13 protein-coding genes are annotated in these 14,886 nt (G+C 73.1%); 5 read left to right on the forward strand and 8 right to left on the reverse strand.

Annotated elements, in window-relative coordinates; translation table 11 throughout:
• Positions 1-17 precede the first annotated feature (17 nt).
• The 3 genes from IE321_RS29470 to IE321_RS29480 all read right to left on the reverse strand — a co-directional run bounded on the left by IE321_RS29470 (position 18) and on the right by IE321_RS29480 (position 5,447).
• Entirely contained in the window at positions 18-1,691 is a 1,674-nt protein-coding gene (locus IE321_RS29470; RefSeq protein WP_190225144.1) for a fumarate hydratase, read from the reverse strand.
• 145 nt (positions 1,692-1,836) lie between these two features.
• Entirely contained in the window at positions 1,837-4,461 is a 2,625-nt protein-coding gene (locus IE321_RS29475; protein WP_190225145.1) for a S8 family serine peptidase, read from the reverse strand.
• Between the two features lie 188 nt (positions 4,462-4,649).
• The gene (locus IE321_RS29480; RefSeq protein ID WP_226651333.1) at positions 4,650-5,447 is read right to left on the reverse strand and encodes a helix-turn-helix transcriptional regulator; all 798 of its coding nucleotides are present in this window, start codon (positions 5,445-5,447) and stop codon (positions 4,650-4,652) included.
• A 197-nt stretch (positions 5,448-5,644) separates the two neighbouring features.
• On the opposite strand from IE321_RS29480, the gene IE321_RS29485 reads away from it, so the two are divergent.
• Positions 5,645-6,445 (forward strand): DUF1707 SHOCT-like domain-containing protein, encoded by an 801-nt coding sequence (locus IE321_RS29485; RefSeq protein ID WP_190225147.1) that lies wholly within the window; start codon positions 5,645-5,647, stop codon positions 6,443-6,445.
• 194 nt (positions 6,446-6,639) lie between these two features.
• Positions 6,640-7,011, forward strand: a complete 372-nt coding sequence (locus IE321_RS29490) for a WhiB family transcriptional regulator (protein ID WP_043228391.1) — start codon at positions 6,640-6,642, stop codon at positions 7,009-7,011.
• 262 nt (positions 7,012-7,273) lie between these two features.
• Here the strand turns inward: IE321_RS29490 and glpX are convergent, their stop codons facing one another.
• Positions 7,274-8,305 carry a class II fructose-bisphosphatase gene (glpX, locus tag IE321_RS29495; RefSeq protein WP_190225148.1) on the reverse strand — a complete coding sequence of 344 codons (1,032 nt, stop codon included), beginning with the start codon at positions 8,303-8,305 and terminating at the stop codon, positions 7,274-7,276.
• A gap of 126 nt (positions 8,306-8,431) precedes the next feature.
• Here glpX and IE321_RS29500 point away from each other — a divergent pair, with 126 nt between their 5' ends.
• Entirely contained in the window at positions 8,432-8,956 is a 525-nt protein-coding gene (locus IE321_RS29500; RefSeq protein WP_043228396.1) for a DUF4245 domain-containing protein, read from the forward strand.
• Positions 8,957-9,075: 119 nt separating this feature from the next.
• Here the strand turns inward: IE321_RS29500 and IE321_RS29505 are convergent, their stop codons facing one another.
• The 4 genes from IE321_RS29505 to IE321_RS29520 all read right to left on the reverse strand — a co-directional run bounded on the left by IE321_RS29505 (position 9,076) and on the right by IE321_RS29520 (position 12,793).
• Positions 9,076-9,666 (reverse strand): malonic semialdehyde reductase, encoded by a 591-nt coding sequence (locus tag IE321_RS29505; RefSeq protein WP_043228398.1) that lies wholly within the window; start codon positions 9,664-9,666, stop codon positions 9,076-9,078.
• A 186-nt stretch (positions 9,667-9,852) separates the two neighbouring features.
• Positions 9,853-10,095: an exodeoxyribonuclease VII small subunit gene (locus IE321_RS29510; RefSeq protein ID WP_043228400.1), complete on the reverse strand. Its 243-nt coding sequence runs from the start codon at positions 10,093-10,095 to the stop codon at positions 9,853-9,855.
• A 56-nt stretch (positions 10,096-10,151) separates the two neighbouring features.
• Positions 10,152-11,357 (reverse strand): exodeoxyribonuclease VII large subunit, encoded by a 1,206-nt coding sequence (gene xseA, locus IE321_RS29515; RefSeq protein ID WP_043228402.1) that lies wholly within the window; start codon positions 11,355-11,357, stop codon positions 10,152-10,154.
• A gap of 59 nt (positions 11,358-11,416) precedes the next feature.
• Positions 11,417-12,793, reverse strand: a complete 1,377-nt coding sequence (locus IE321_RS29520) for an APC family permease (protein WP_043228404.1) — start codon at positions 12,791-12,793, stop codon at positions 11,417-11,419.
• Between the two features lie 54 nt (positions 12,794-12,847).
• Here IE321_RS29520 and IE321_RS29525 point away from each other — a divergent pair, with 54 nt between their 5' ends.
• Together IE321_RS29525 and ppgK are read left to right on the forward strand one after the other, a co-directional pair.
• Positions 12,848-13,885, forward strand: a complete 1,038-nt coding sequence (locus tag IE321_RS29525) for a 4-hydroxy-3-methylbut-2-enyl diphosphate reductase (protein WP_370531575.1) — start codon at positions 12,848-12,850, stop codon at positions 13,883-13,885.
• A gap of 29 nt (positions 13,886-13,914) precedes the next feature.
• The gene (gene ppgK / locus IE321_RS29530; protein WP_043228405.1) at positions 13,915-14,661 is read left to right on the forward strand and encodes a polyphosphate--glucose phosphotransferase; all 747 of its coding nucleotides are present in this window, start codon (positions 13,915-13,917) and stop codon (positions 14,659-14,661) included.
• Positions 14,662-14,886 lie beyond the last annotated feature (225 nt).

Here is a 14,886-nt window from a genome sequence, read left to right on the forward strand (position 1 = left end):
TGGAGCGCTACCGCGGGTTACGCGAGCTGGGAGCCCTGGCGCACCGGGATGTGGGTGAAGGTCGGCTCCGGCGCCGGGTTCTGGAAGAAGTCGTTGCCCTTGTCGTCGACGACGACGAACGCCGGGAAGTCCTCGACCTCGATCTTCCAGACGGCCTCCATGCCGTCCTCCTCGTTGTCCAGGACCTCGATCTTCTTGATGCAGTCCTGGGCGAGACGGGCGGCCGGGCCGCCGATGGAGCCGAGGTAGAAGCCGCCGTGCGTGCCGCACGCGTCGGTGACCTGCTGCGAGCGGTTGCCCTTGGCCAGCATCACCATGGAGCCGCCCGCCGCCTGGAACTGCTCCACGTAGCTGTCCATCCGGCCGGCCGTCGTCGGACCGAAGGAACCGGAGGCGTACCCCTCGGGGGTCTTCGCCGGGCCCGCGTAGTAGACCGGGTGGTCCTTCATGTACTGCGGCATCGACTCGCCCGCGTCGAGCCGCGCCTTGATCTTGGCGTGCGCGATGTCACGGGCGACGACCAGCGGACCGGTCAGCGAGAGGCGCGTCTTGACCGGGTACTTGGTCAGCTCGGCGAGGACCTCGTCCATCGGCTGGTTCAGGTCGATCTTCACCACGTCGCCGTCGGCGTCGAGGTGCTCGTCCGTGGTCTCCGGCAGGAAGCGCGCCGGGTCGGTCTCCAGCTGCTCCAGGAAGACGCCCTCGGCGGTGATCTTCGCGACGGCCTGGCGGTCGGCCGAGCAGGAGACGGCGATCGCGACGGGCAGCGAGGCGCCGTGGCGGGGGAGGCGGACCACGCGGACGTCGTGGCAGAAGTACTTGCCGCCGAACTGCGCGCCGATGCCGATCTTCTGCGTCAGCTCGAAGACCTTCTCCTCCAGCTCCTTGTCCCGGAAGCCGTGGCCGGTGGCGGCGTCGCCCTCGGTCGGCAGTTCGTCCAGGTAGTGCGCGGAGGCGTACTTTGCGGTCTTGAGCGCGAACTCGGCGGAGGTGCCGCCCACCACGATCGCCAGGTGGTACGGCGGACAGGCGGCCGTGCCGAGCGAGCGGATCTTCTCCTCCAGGAACTTCATCATGCTCGCCTCGTTGAGGACGGCCTTCGTCTCCTGGTAGAGGAAGGACTTGTTGGCGGAGCCGCCGCCCTTGGCCATGAAGAGGAACTTGTACGCGCCGCCGTCGGTCGCGTACAGCTCGATCTGCGCGGGCAGGTTCGAGCCGGTGTTCTTCTCCTCCCACATGGTCACCGGGGCCATCTGCGAGTACCGCAGGTTCAGCTTGGTGTACGCGTCGTAGACGCCCTTGGACAGGGCCTCCTCGTCACGGCCGGAGGTCAGCACGTTCTGGCCGCGCTTGCCCATGACGATCGCGGTGCCGGTGTCCTGGCACATGGGCAGCACGCCCGCGGCGGCGATGTTCGCGTTCTTCAGCAGGTCGAGCGCGACGAACTTGTCGTTGCCCGACGCCTCCGGGTCGTCGATGATCTTCCGCAGCTGGGCCAGGTGGGCCGGACGCAGGTAGTGCTGGATGTCGTGGATCGCCTCGGCGGCCAGCTGCCGCAGCGCCTCCGGCTCGACCTTGAGGAACGTACGCCCGTCGGCCTCGAAGGTGGAGACGCCCTCGGCGGTCACCAGGCGGTACGGCGTGGTGTCCTCTCCCAGGGGCAGCAGATCGGAGTACGCAAACTCAGGCATGACGGCGGCCATTCCTCACTCGGCAGACAGCGGCGCGCCGCCTCCGTTGGCGGGCGCGCCCTCCAGCGTAGAACGAGGTCGCGGCCCCGATCCTGTGAGGTAAGGCTCACCAGGGACCGGGACCGCGCCGATGTGGCGTGTTCCGTCAGGAGACGGAGGCGTGCAGGGCGTACGGGTTCGCCCACAGCGGGGAGGTGCGCCGGGACTCCACGACCAGCTCCCACACCCCCGCGGCGGGCTGGGCGTAGGTGCGGGTCCCCGGGTCGCAGCCGTTGCCGTCGAGGTAGCCGGCGTAGCAGTAGATCGTGCCGGCGGCGGAGCTCTCACCGGAGACGCCCGTCGGCCGGAAGGCCCACCAGCGGGTCTGGCTGCCCTCGGCGAGGCCGTCCAGGGAGACGGTCAGCGCCTGCGCCCCGGCGGGCACGGCCACGGTGTAGTGGACGGTGCCGTTGCGGTGCGTGACGCCGGTGACGGTCAGCGGGGTGCCGCCGACGGCCAGCGGGACGGCGGCCTCGACCGCGAGCATGGCGTGCCGCTCCACGGCCCGGGTGGCCGGGTCGTCCAGCGTGAGGACGGCGGAGTGGACGCCCTGGACGCCCGGCTTCGCGGTGACCTTCACGGTGGCCGGGACGCCCTTGGCGAGGACCACGGAGGACGGCACGGAGAAGGTCCCCTCGCCGCCCTTCAGCCCCACCTCGTACGCGACGGGCAGGTCGGAACCGGTGGTGCGGGTCACCGTCAGCTCGTACGTCCGCTCCTCGCCGACCGCCTGGCCGCCCGCGCCGGGGGCGCAGCTGTTGAAGAGGCCGCTGCCGCGGTGCGGGGTGACGAGCTTGCCGGAGAGCGGGGTGCAGACGGGCGCGGAGACGGTGACGGCGTCGGCCGTGCCGGCCTTCCCCTTCCCGAGGACGGACCACGCCTTCGGCACGTCGAACTGGCCGCGGCCCTGCGCGACGGCGTCGGCCCGGCCGTTCCAGCGGGCGGTCGCGTAGATCGCGGCGCGCAGCTCGGCCGGGGTGGCCGACACCCCGGTCTGCCGCGCGGCCGAGAGGAGCAGCGCCCCGGCGCCGGCGGCCTGCGGGGACGACATCGAGGTGCCGTTCATCATCGAGTAGCCGGCCGGCAGCCGGTAGCCGGTCTCCGCGACCGAGGCGGGCGCGATCCAGTCCGGGGTGGTGGAGACGGCCGCGCCGGGCGCGGTGACGTCCGGCTTGAAGCCGCCGTCCTCACGCGGGCCGCGCGAGGAGAAGGGGAACATGGCGCGCGCGTCCTTGGTCCGCGAGCCGTAGTTCGCCCACCACGTGTCGGAGGAGACCGCGGCGCCGACGCTGACCACCTTGTCGGCCCCGGTCGGGTCGCCGACCGTGTTCGTCCCGGCGCCGGAGTTGCCCGCGGAGATGAAGAGCTGGACGCCGGTGGAGTCGATCAGCCGGTTGTAGACGAGGGCGCGGGCGCTCTGGCCGTCGTTGAGCTCGGGGCTGGAGCCGATCGACATGTTGATCACGTCGACGCCGTACTTCGAGGCGAGGTCGATCATGCCGTCGGTCAGCGCGGCGGAGGAGCAGCCGAAGCTGTGGCAGGCGCGCATCGACACCAGCCGGGCGCCGGGCGCCTGGCCGTCCATCGCGCCGCCGTACATGCCGTGGGCGGCCGTGATGCCGGCGACGTGGGTGCCGTGCGCCTCGGTGATCACGTTGACGTTGATCCCGGGGCCCTGGCGGCCGGGCATCTTGTCGGCCGGCCGGATCTGCACGGTGAAGGGCACGCGCTCGTTGCGCTCGGTGGTCGGGTCGTCCGTGCCGATGTAGCCGATCTGGCGGTCCTCGCCGAAGGGCCGCATCAGCTCCTCGTCGGTGAAGTCCAGGTCGCCGTCGGTGTCGACCCAGATCCCCTCGTCGGAGTTCCGGTAGAGCACCCCGACCTTCCTGGTGCCGCCGCCCGGCCAGTTCATGGACCGCGAGGCGACCCGCAGGTCGGGGCTGTCGGGCGCGGTCCAGGTGTTCCCGAGCGGGTCCGTGAAGACCGGCCCCGCGTACGTCCGGGTCATCGAGAACCAGGAGTCGTCGAAGAGCAGGTCGATGAAGTTGTTCGGGTCGCTGCCCGTGACCGTGTCGCGGAGCTTGTCCTCGCCGGTCGTGGTCCTCGCGAGCGCCGGGTGGGTCGGGTCGACGCCCGTGTCCATGACGCCGATGGTGACCCCGCGTCCGTCGAACGTGGGGTGGTCCCCCTTGAAGTCCGTCGAGCCGGTCTCGCGGGTCGGCATGTACGGGTTCGAGTCCGGCGTCGCGGCGGAGGGCGCGGCGGGCAGCTCGGCTCCGGGCTTCGGCCCGTGCGCGCCCTCGGCCCCGCCGTCGGCCCGCGCGTCCTCGACCTCCAGCAGCTCGTCGAGGTCGACGGCCACGACCGGGTCCAGCGCGGCGACCCGCTCGACGAGGTCGAACGGCACGTTGGCCTTCAGGTACCCGACGGACTCCTCGGTGCGGAGCGCCTCGACGCCCAGCTCGGCGAGCGCCGCCTCCGCCTCGGCGGTACGGCCTTCGGCGACGGCGACGATCAGCGTCGCGAAGCCGGGAGCGGCAAGCCCGCTCCGCGCCCGCTGCCCCTGCTCGTACTGCCGCTCGTACTGCGCGAGCAGAGCACGGTCGTGCGAGCCCAGCCGGTCGGCCGGGGCGGGGTCGGCGTCGGCCGCGGCGGGGCCCACGGTGAGGGCGAGGGACGCGGCGGTGAGGGCGAGAGCGGTGGATATCGCGGTGGATCTGCGACGGGACATGGATGTCCTTCCGGCGACCAGGTGTGCGAACGACCGTCACGTTGCCACGGGTCCGCCCACCCCACGGTGCTCCGCCCCTGTCGGCTTGCCGCCGTGACGTAAACCCGACAACCCCCGGGCCAAGCGCCCCCGTTGGGCCTCACCGGCGGGCGGCGGGCGTGAGGGCGGCGGGCGTGGGGGGCGGCGGGTCAGAGCCAGTGGTGGCGGGCGGCGTGCCAGCCCAGTTGGAGGCGGCTGCGGACACCCGCCAGCGCCAGCAACCTCCGCACCCGCCGCTGCACCGTCCGCTCCGACACCCCCAGCTGCGCCCCGATCGCGTGGTCCGTGTAGCCGTTCAGCAGCAGCGTCAGCAGCCGCCGGTCCTCCGGCGTCAGCGGGCCGTCGACCGCCGCCGCGACCGCCACCGGCACCGGCAGGGCGCTGTCCCAGACCCGGTCGAAGAGCCAGCCGAGCGCGTCGAGCAGCGGCCGCGACCGCAGGACCGTCGCGCGCGGCTCGCCGTCCGCCCCGTCGGTGAGCGGGACCACGAGCGCCCGCGCCCGGTCCACCAGCACCAGCTTCAGCGGCAGTCCGAACGCGACCCGCATCTCCTCGCCGAGCGACGCCCAGTGTTCGAGCAGCGGCGGGGTGTCGGAGTCGGTGAGGGCGAGCGCGTCCCGGTCGTAGACGACGCGGTACCGCACGCCGGCCCGCATCGCCTCGCGCTGCCCGGAGTTGTCGGCGGCGGGCACGGCGACGACGGGCCCCGCGGCGAGGGCGAGGATCTCGCGCCGGGCGGAGCGCTGGAGCGCCACGTACCGCTCGGCGATGGCCCGCGCCCCGGCGACGACCTCCACGTCGGGCGGCTCGGCGGCGGCCCCGTCCGGTGCCGGTACCGCCCCGGGCTCGGTGACCCGCAGCGCCCGCCGGATCTCGTCGAGCCGTCTCAGCACGAGCCCCTCGAAGGCGTCGGGGCCCTGCCGGTGACCGTTCTGAACGTCCGTCATCTCCCGCACCCCTCCCGCCTGCCCGCCCGCCCTCATCCGGGCCTCGCCCGCCCTCATCCTGGCGGAGCCGACGACTCCGCACGTGTCCGGAACCCGGCGGTTTCCCGCCGCGACGCAACCCGCCACCACGTCCCCTAGGGGAGAGATGGGGGATCCGACGCCTGGTCGCGATCTATCGCGTGTGCCAGGGTGGAGACGTGGACCTCGAAAAGCAGCCCGACCCCGCGCGGCGCCCCGCATCCCCGGCCGCCCCCACGCCTCCGTCCCCGCCCGAGGCCCCGTCCCCTCCCCCGGCCCCGGCACCCCCGGCCGCGCCCGCTGATCCCGCCGCCCCCGCCGCCCCCGCCGCCCCCGCGTACGCCGATCCCCAGGGCGCCCTGCGCGCCTCCGACGCCGACCGGGACCGGGTCGCGGAGATCCTGGCGGAGGCCCTGGCGCAGGGCCGGCTCGACGCGGAGGAGCACGCGGAGCGGGTCGAGGCGGTCTACCGGGCGAAGACGGTGGGCGAGCTGGAGCCGGTCGTGCGGGACCTGCCGGCCGCCGACGGCGCCCCGTCCACCGCGCGCACCACCCCCGCCCCGGCCGCCTACGGCCCGGAGGACGCGGAGGGGAACGCGGACCAGCTCCTCGCGGTGTTCTCCAGCACCACCCGCAAGGGCCGCTGGCGGGTCGCCCGCCGCACCAACGCCTTCGCGATCTTCGGGAACGTGGAGATCGACCTGACGGAGGCGATCTTCGCCCAGCCGCTCACCACCATCAACGCCACCTCGATCTTCGGGAACGTCGAGGTCCGCGTCCCGGAGAACATCAGCCTGCGCGGCTCCGGCGTCGGCATCCTCGGGAACTTCGACGTCACGACCCTGGAGGGGGTCGACCCGCAGGCCCCGCTCGTGGTGGTCAACGGCTACGCGGTGCTCGGGAACGTGGAGGCGAGACCCAAGCGCGGCAAGTGGGTCATGGACCTCCAGAACAAGGTCCGCAAGCACCTGGGCCACTGACCGCCCGCCCCCGATCGCGCCGATCCCCCCGGTCCTCGCGGACCGCCCACCGGGTATCGGCCAGGAGGTGACCGGAATGCGTCGCCGGGGCTCCGGACTCCGGATGGGGAGGGCACGCGGTGCATAGGCGCGCGCACAGCGGGTAGGGCTGCTGCATCGCTGCTCGCTCGCGAAGCCGTCGTCAGGAGTAGACCGTGCTGCATCTGCCGCATCAGCCCCTCCAGGTAGCCCCCGTGCCGCCCCAGCGCGCTCCCGCGCGGGTGGACGAGGACGGCCCCTGGCACGCGGAGGCGGTGTGCCGCCGGGACGAGGCAGGACTCTTCTTCGCCCCCTCCAAGGAGCCGACCGCCGCCCGGCTGGCCCGCGAGGAGGCGGCCAAGCGGGTCTGCGCCCGCTGCCCCGTCATGGTCGACTGCCGCGAGCACGCGCTGCTCCAGCCCGAGCCGTACGGCGTCTGGGGCGGCCTCACCGCCGCCGAGCGCCGCGTGGTGCTGGCCCGCCGCCGGCGCCGCGAGGTCGAGCTCCGCAAGGCCGCCGCGGCCGAGCGCGTCGCCCAGGCCGGCTGACCACCGCTCCCACCCCGGCCGCCCGTCCCCGGTCGCGCACCCCGGGTCGCGTACTGCGGCCTCCGAACCGGTTCGCGTACTGCGGCCCCCGAACCGGTTCGCGTACTCCGGTAGCCCGCCCGGGCCGCGTACACCGGGTCTCGCGTACGCACCCCGCTCGTCGGTCCCGCCCGGTGGCCCCGTACGGGAACGGGAAAGGGGCGCCCCCACCGCACGGGGGCGCCCCTTCTCGCTGCCGTCGTCGGTCCGGCCGGTGCCGGTGTCAGTTGGCCCGGTCGAAGTCGATCTGGCTGTAGGCGCGCAGCTTCGCGAGCCGGTGGGTGGAGTCGATCTGCCGGATCGTGCCGGACTTCGAGCGCATGACCAGCGACTGGGTGGTCGCGGTCTCGGAGCGGTAGCGCACCCCGCGCAGCAGCTCGCCGTCGGTGATGCCGGTGGCGACGAAGAAGACGTTGTCGCCGCCGACCAGGTCGGTCGTGGTGAGGACCCGGTCCAGGTCGTGGCCCGCGTCGAGGGCCTTCTGGCGCTCCGCCTCGTCCTTCGGCCACAGCTTGCCCTGGATGACGCCGCCCAGGCACTTGATGGCGCAGGCCGAGATGATGCCCTCGGGCGTGCCGCCGATGCCCATGAGCAGGTCGACGCCGGTGCCCTCGCGGGCGGCCATGATCGAGCCGGCCACGTCGCCGTCGGAGATGAACTTGATCCGGGCGCCGGTCTCGCGGATCTCCTTGACCATGGCCTCGTGACGCGGGCGGTCGAGGATGACCACGGTGACGTCCTCGGCGTTCATGCCCTTGGCCTTGGCGACCCGGCGGATGTTGACCGAGACGGGGGCGTTGATGTCGACGAAGTCGGCGGCCTCGGGGCCGGTGACCAGCTTGTCCATGTAGAAGACCGCGGACGGGTCGAACATGGAGCCGCGGTCGGCGGCGGCGAGCACGGCGATCGCGTTCGGCATGCCCTTGGCGTTCAGGGTGGTGCCGTCGATCGGGTCCACGGCGATGTCGACCTCGGCGCCGGTGCCGTCGCCGACCCGCTCGCCGTTGAAGAGCATCGGCGCTTCGTCCTTCTCGCCCTCGCCGATGACGACGACGCCGTTCATCGAGACGGTCGAGATCAGGGTCCGCATCGCGTTGACCGCGGCGCCGTCCGCGCCGATCTTGTCGCCGCGGCCGACCCAGCGGCCGGCGGCCATGGCGGCGGCCTCGGTCACCCGGACCAGTTCGAGGGCGAGGTTGCGGTCGGGGGCCTCGGGAGAGACCTCAAGCTCGGGGGGGAGGTGATGCTCGGTCATCGGAGCGCACCTTTCTGTACGACGACGGCCGGAAAAAGGAGGGTGCTGTGACTCTATCGCCAGGTCGACAAATTGAGCAGAGGGGCCCACGTATGAGCGCCGGACCGTGATGCGACCATATGGGGCGTGGCAGCTAAGCGAGGCAGGCAGACGGTACGCGGGATGTTCCAGTCCCTCGGGGTGATCATGGTCGCCGCGGGGGTCATGTATCTCTTCATCCCGCACGACGAGGACGCGGAGCCGGTGAAGGCCAAGGACTACCGGGTCGAGCTGGTCACGGCCCAGCGCGCGGCGCCCTATCCGGTGCTCGCCCCCGAGGGCCTGGGCGACGGCTGGAAGGCGACGGTGGTCTCGTACAAGCGCGAGCAGGCCAACGCCTGGCAGCTCGGCTTCCTCTCCCCGGACACCCAGTACGTCTCGGTGAACCAGTCGACGGCGGAGCCGAAGAAGTTCGTGCCCAAGATCACTCACGCGGCCAAGAACACCGGGAAGACGCAGACGGTGGCCGGCCGGGAGTGGCAGCGCTGGGAGGGCCCCAAGTACGACGCCCTGGTGCGCACCCAGGACGGGGCGACCACGGTCGTCACCGGTACGGCGTCCTTCGAGACCCTCGCCGAGATGGCGGGCGCGCTGACGTCGAAGCCGGTCTGATCCCCTCCCGCGGCGCGGTCCGTTCCCCCTCGGGGGCCGGGCACGAGGAAGCCCCCGGACCAGGACACGACGAAGCCCCCGGTGCCGTGCACCGGGGGCTTCGTCGTGCGTGATCGGGCTCAGACGGTCGTGATGACGTCGTCGAAGGCCAGACGCGGGGAGCGCGGGAACCAGGCGTCCTCGCCCGGCTTGCCGATGTTGACGACCATCAGCGGGGTGTGGTCGGCGTCCAGGAACTCCTTCTGGAGGCCGGCGAAGTCGAGGCCGGTCATCGGGCCGGCGGCCAGGCCGGCGGCGCGGACGCCGACGATGAAGTAGGCGGCCTGGAGGGCGGCGTTCAGCAGGGCCGAGCCCTCGCGGACCGGGCGCTCGGCGAAGAACATGTCCTTGGCCTGCGGGAAGTGCGGGAGCAGCGCCGGGAGCTCCTCGTGGAACTCGTTGTCGGCGGAGAGGATCGCGACGAGCGGCGCGGTGCGGGTCTTGGCCTGGTTGCCCTCGGCCATGTGGCCGACGAGGCGCTCGCGGGCCTCCTCGGAGCGGACCAGGGTGATGCGCAGCGGGCTCTGGTTGAAGGCGGTGGGGCCGTACTTCACCAGGTCGTAGATCGCCTGGACCTGCTCGTCGGTCACCGGCTCGTCGGTGAACGTGTTGGCGGTGCGGGCCTCGCGGAAGAGGAGGTCCTGGGCGGCGGGGTCGAGAACGAGGGACATGCTGCGTACCTTCCGGACTGCAAGGGGACCGCCCGGCGGGGAATCCGGGCGATGTCTCGACAGTACGCCCAAGATTGGTGAAAGTTCAACTATCTGATCCGGATAGTGATCCGCTTCACTCGTGCCAGTCTAGCGGGACCGCCACCGGTCCCCGCCGCGCCCCCGACCCTTCCCGGTCGGGCCCCGCTACTCCGCCCCGTCGCCCTCCCCGTCCTCTTCCCCGCGCCCGGCCGCCAGCGAGGCGTCGAGCCGGGCGCGGGCGCCCTCCAGCCAGTGCCGGCAGACCTTCGCCAGCTCCTCACCGCGCTCCCAGAGCGCCAGCGACTCCTCCAGGGTGGTGCCGCCCGCCTCCAGGCGCCGGACGACCTCGATCAGCTCGTCGCGCGCCTGCTCGTAACCGGGCGCCGCCGTCTCCGTACCGCTTGCCATCTCCGCTCCGTCCTCCGTGCCTCTCGTCGACCCTCGTGGTCCCGCCCCGGACGCTCTCACGCCCGGCGCACCGTGAACTCGCCCTCGGCCACCCGGGCCCGCAGCTCCTCGCCCTCCGCGACGTCCGCCTCCGCGCGGACCACCGCGCCGTCCGCCCGCTGGAGCACCGCGTACCCGCGCTCCAGGGTGGCCGCGGGGGAGAGCGCCCGGACCCGCGCCCGGGTGTGCGCCAGCTCCGACTCCGCCCGGTCCAGGAGGTGCCCGAACACCCGCCGGCCGCGCGCCAGGAGCGCGTCCAGCTCGTCCTCCCTGACCTCCACCATCCGCTGCGGGTGCTCCATGACCGGCCGGGACAGCGCCTGCGCCAGCCCCCGCTCCTCGCGCTCCAGCAGCCCCCGGACCGTGCGCAGCGCCCGGTCCCGCAGCTGCCGTACCCGCTCCAGCTCCTCGCCGACGTCCGGGACGACCTTCTTCGCGGCGTCGGTCGGCGTGGACGCCCGCAGGTCCGCCACCAGATCGAGCAGCGGGGTGTCGGGCTCGTGCCCGATCGCGGACACCACCGGCGTCCGGCACGCGGCGACCGCGCGGACCAGCTGCTCGTCCGAGAAGGGCAGCAGGTCCTCGACGCTGCCGCCGCCCCGGGCCACCACGATCACGTCGACGTCCTCGTGCGCGTCGAGCTCCCGGACCGCCTGGATCACCTGCGGCACGGCCTTCACGCCCTGCACCGGGACGTTCCGCACCTCGAAGCGGACGGCGGGCCATCTCCGCCGCGCGTTCTCCAGCACGTCCCGCTCGGCCGCCGAGGCCCGGCCGCAGACCAGGCCGATCAGCTGCGGCAGGAACGGCAGCGGCTTCTTCCGGTCGAGCGCGAACAGCCCCTCGGCGGCGAGCCCCCGCTTGAGCTGCTCCAGCCGGGCCAGCAGCTCGCCGATCCCGACCGGCTTGATCTCCACCGCCCGCAGCGACAGCTGCCCGCGCGGCGCGTACCACTCCGGCTTCGCGTGCACGACGACCCGCGCGCCCTCGGAGACGACGTCGGCCACCGCGTCGAAGACCTGCCGGTAGCAGGTCACCCCGATGGAGATGTCGTACGAGGGGTCCCGCAGCGTCAGGAAGACGACCCCGGCCCCGGGGCGCCGCGAGAGCTGCGTGATCTGCCCCTCGACCCAGATCGCCCCCAGCCGGTCGATCCACCCCCCGATCATCCGGGAGACCTCACCGACGGGAAGCGGCGCTTCGGCGGACGTAGTCATACCCATGCACCGAGCGTAACCGCGCACTCCGACAACGTCATCGCCGCGTGGGCGGCGACGACGCCTCACCGGCCCCCGGCCGGCCCCCGCCCCGCTCCCTGCACGCCGAGCACGACCAGCCCCACGCCCAGCCAGACGACGCCGACCACCTGGGCCGCCACCGACGCCTCCACGATCACCGCGATCAGGATGATCGCGCCGACGAGCGGCAGGACCACGTGCCGCAGCCAGTGCGGCGGGCCCTCCGCGCGCCGGACGGCGAACCAGCCGATGACGCTCGCGTGCAGCAGGACGAAGGCGGTCAGGGCGCCGACGTCGACGACCGACACCAGGTGGTCCAGGCCGTCGTCGCGCCCGGCCGCCCACAGCGCCGCGACCATCGTCACCGTCGCCGACACCAGCAGCGCCACCCGGGGCACCCCCGAGTCGGTCCGCGCCAGCGCGTGCGGCAGCCGTCCCTCGCGGCCCATCGCGAAGAGCAGCCGCCCGCCGGCCGCCTGCCCGGCCAGCGCCGCGAAGGCCGCTCCGATCGCCTTGGACACGGCCACCAGGTCGTGCAGCCAGCCGCCCACCGAGCTGTCCACGGCGTCGTAGAAGGCGGAGCCCTGCTTCGCCGGGTCGGCCGCCAGCTCCGCCGAGGAGAGCGGTTCGAGCAGCGCGACCAGCCAGGTCTGGGCGATGAAGAGGGCGCCCGCGAGCACCAGGCAGAAGAGGAGCGCCCGCGCCACCTTCGCCGAGCCGCCGGTGACCTCCTCCGCGAAGGCCGCGATCGCGTCGAAGCCGAGGTACGACAGGACCGCCACCGACACCGCGCCGACCACCGCCGCGAGCGAGAAGGTCCCGTCGCCGGTGAGCGGCGACCACCAGTCGCGCTGCGCCCCGTCGCGTACGAGCTCCACCACCGCCGACACCACGAAGACCAGCAGCACCACGATCTCCATCGCGAGGACCGCGAAGCCGACCCGGGCGGCGGCCCGCACGCCCCACAGGTTGAGCAGGGTGGTCACCACCACCGCGATCCCCGTCCACACCCACCGGTGCACCTCGGGCACCAGCGCCTCCATCGCGATCCCCGCGAAGAGGTAGGCGACGGCCGGGATCAGCAGGTAGTCGAGCATCGCCATCCAGCCGGCGACGAAGCCCGCCCCCTCGCCGAGCCCCTTGCGGGCGTAGGCGAAGACCGAGCCGGCCTGCGGGGCGACCCGGACCATCTGCGCGTAGCTGAAGGCCGTGAACGCCATGGCCACCGTCGCCACGACGTACACGAGTGCGACCGCGCCGCCGGACTTCGCGTCGAGCGTCCCGAAGACGCCGACCGGGGCCATGGGGGCGATGAACAGCAGTCCGTACACGACCAGGTCGCGGAACCCGAGCGTCCGCCGGAGCCCCGAGTGGTCGGACGGCCCCGCCGTCTCCCCGTCCACCTGCGCTTTCTCAGCCATGGCGCCAGTTTCGGCCACGGTCGCGCTCCAACCGCTCACCGACGCGGCCTTACGATGGGACGCATGACTGCAACGCCCGCGCCGACGCCCGAGCCCGCCCCCGCGGACCGGAGCGCGACCGACCGCCCGAAGCGTGTCCTGCTCGCCGCTCCCCGCGGCTACTGCGCGGGCGTGGACCGTGCCGTGATCGCCGTGGAGAAGGCCCTGGAGCAGTACGGGGCCCCGGTCTACGTCCGCCACGAGATCGTGCACAACAAGTACGTCGTCCAGACGCTGGAGCGGAAGGGCGCGATCTTCGTCGACCAGGCCACCGAGGTCCCGCCGGGCAACATCGTGATGTTCTCCGCGCACGGCGTCGCCCCGACCGTCCACGAGGAGGCCCGCCAGGGCCGGCTCGCGACGATCGACGCGACCTGCCCGCTGGTCACCAAGGTCCACAAGGAGGCCGTCCGGTACGCCAAGGAGGACTTCGACATCCTCCTGATCGGCCACGAGGGCCACGAGGAGGTCATCGGCACCTCCGGCGAGGCCCCCGACCACATCCAGCTCGTCGACGGCCCCGAGGACGTCGCCAAGGTCGAGGTCCGCGACCCCTCCCGGGTCGTCTGGCTCTCCCAGACCACGCTCTCGGTCGACGAGACCATGGAGACGGTCGACGCGCTCAAGACCAAGTTCCCGCAGCTGATCTCCCCGCCGTCGGACGACATCTGCTACGCCACGCAGAACCGCCAGATCGCGATCAAGGAGCTGGCCGGCCAGGCCGAGCTCGTCATCGTCGTCGGCTCCAAGAACTCCTCGAACTCGATCCGCATGGTCGAGGTCGCCAAGCAGGCCGGCGTCCCGGCCGCGTACCTGGTCGACTTCGCGAGCGAGATCGACGAGAGCTGGCTGGAGGGCGTCACCTCGGTCGGCCTCTCCTCCGGCGCCTCCGTCCCCGACGTGCTGGTCCAGGAGGTCCTGGAGTGGCTGGCGCAGCGCGGCTACCTCGACGTGGAGCTCGTGAAGACCGCCGACGAGACCCTCACCTTCTCGCTCCCGAAGGAGCTCCGCCGCGACCTGCGCGCCGAGGCCGCCGAGCTCGTCAAGGAGTAGGACCCGGCCCGCCCGGTTAGCTTGAGTCCATGAACGTCTTCGGAGTGGACATCGGCGGCTCGGGCATCAAGGGTGCCCCTGTGGACCTGAAGCGCGGCGCGCTCACCGAGGAGCGCCACAAGATCCTCACCCCGCAGCCCGCGACGCCCCAGGACGTCGCGGGCCGCGTCGCGGAGGTCGTGGCGCACTTCGGCTGGACCGGTCCCATCGGGGTCACCTTCCCCGGCGTCGTCACCGGCAGCACGGTCCGTACCGCCGCCAACGTCGACGCGTCCTGGATCGGCACCGACGCCGGCGCGCTCATCGGCGAGGCCGTCGGCGGGCTCCCGGTCACCGTCCTGAACGACGCCGACGCGGCCGGCGTCGCCGAGATGACCTTCGGCGCGGGCCGCGGCCGCACCGGCACGGTGATCCTGCTGACCCTCGGCACCGGCATCGGCTCCGCCGTCTTCACCGACGGCCGCCTGGTCCCCAACACGGAGCTGGGCCACCTGGAGCTCAAGGGCCACGACGCCGAGAAGCGCGCCTCCTCCAAGGCCCGTGAGGACGAGGAGCTGACCTGGGAGCACTGGGCCACCAAGCGCCTGCGGAAGTACCTCGCCCACGTGGAGATGCTCTTCTCCCCGGAGCTGTTCATCCTCGGCGGCGGAGTCAGCCGCAAGGCCGACAAGTTCCTGCCCTACCTCGACGGCATCCGCGCCGAGATCGTCCCCGCCGAACTGCGCAACGACGCGGGCATCGTGGGGGCGGCGATGGCCGCGCGCGCGGGGACGTAGCCGAGACCGGCGGGCGGCGACCGGCGCCCCTGGGCGGGCCCGGGGGCGACGAGGGGGCTACGGGACCGGGCGAGGGCCCCGGACCGGGCGAGGGGTTACGTCGCCGGCCGCGGGGTCACGTCGCCGGCCGCGGGGTCACGTCGTCGGGCGAGGGTTCACGGCGTCGGCCGGCGGTTGCGGGCGGCGGCGGGGTTCCGGCGGGCGGGGCCCCCGGAGGCCGCCGGG

It is taken from the genome of Streptomyces hydrogenans (genome assembly GCF_014656075.1).
In the GTDB taxonomy this organism is placed as follows: domain Bacteria; phylum Actinomycetota; class Actinomycetes; order Streptomycetales; family Streptomycetaceae; genus Streptomyces; species Streptomyces hydrogenans.

What these genes read in the sequence shown, in the direction of transcription:
- IE321_RS29510 (WP_043228400.1), bottom strand. Translation starts at nt 10,095, where the DNA reads ATGGCAAGCGGTACGGAGACGGCGGCGCCCGGTTACGAGCAGGCGCGC.
- ppgK (WP_043228405.1), top strand. Translation starts at nt 13,915, where the DNA reads ATGAACGTCTTCGGAGTGGACATCGGCGGCTCGGGCATCAAGGGTGCC.
- IE321_RS29520 (WP_043228404.1), bottom strand. Translation starts at nt 12,793, where the DNA reads ATGGCTGAGAAAGCGCAGGTGGACGGGGAGACGGCGGGGCCGTCCGAC.
- IE321_RS29475 (WP_190225145.1), bottom strand. Translation starts at nt 4,461, where the DNA reads ATGTCCCGTCGCAGATCCACCGCGATATCCACCGCTCTCGCCCTCACC.
- IE321_RS29505 (WP_043228398.1), bottom strand. Translation starts at nt 9,666, where the DNA reads ATGTCCCTCGTTCTCGACCCCGCCGCCCAGGACCTCCTCTTCCGCGAG.
- IE321_RS29525 (WP_370531575.1), top strand. Translation starts at nt 12,848, where the DNA reads ATGGGACGCATGACTGCAACGCCCGCGCCGACGCCCGAGCCCGCCCCC.
- IE321_RS29470 (WP_190225144.1), bottom strand. Translation starts at nt 1,691, where the DNA reads ATGCCTGAGTTTGCGTACTCCGATCTGCTGCCCCTGGGAGAGGACACC.
- xseA (WP_043228402.1), bottom strand. Translation starts at nt 11,357, where the DNA reads ATGGGTATGACTACGTCCGCCGAAGCGCCGCTTCCCGTCGGTGAGGTC.
- glpX (WP_190225148.1), bottom strand. Translation starts at nt 8,305, where the DNA reads ATGACCGAGCATCACCTCCCCCCCGAGCTTGAGGTCTCTCCCGAGGCC.
- IE321_RS29480 (WP_226651333.1), bottom strand. Translation starts at nt 5,447, where the DNA reads ATGACGGACGTTCAGAACGGTCACCGGCAGGGCCCCGACGCCTTCGAG.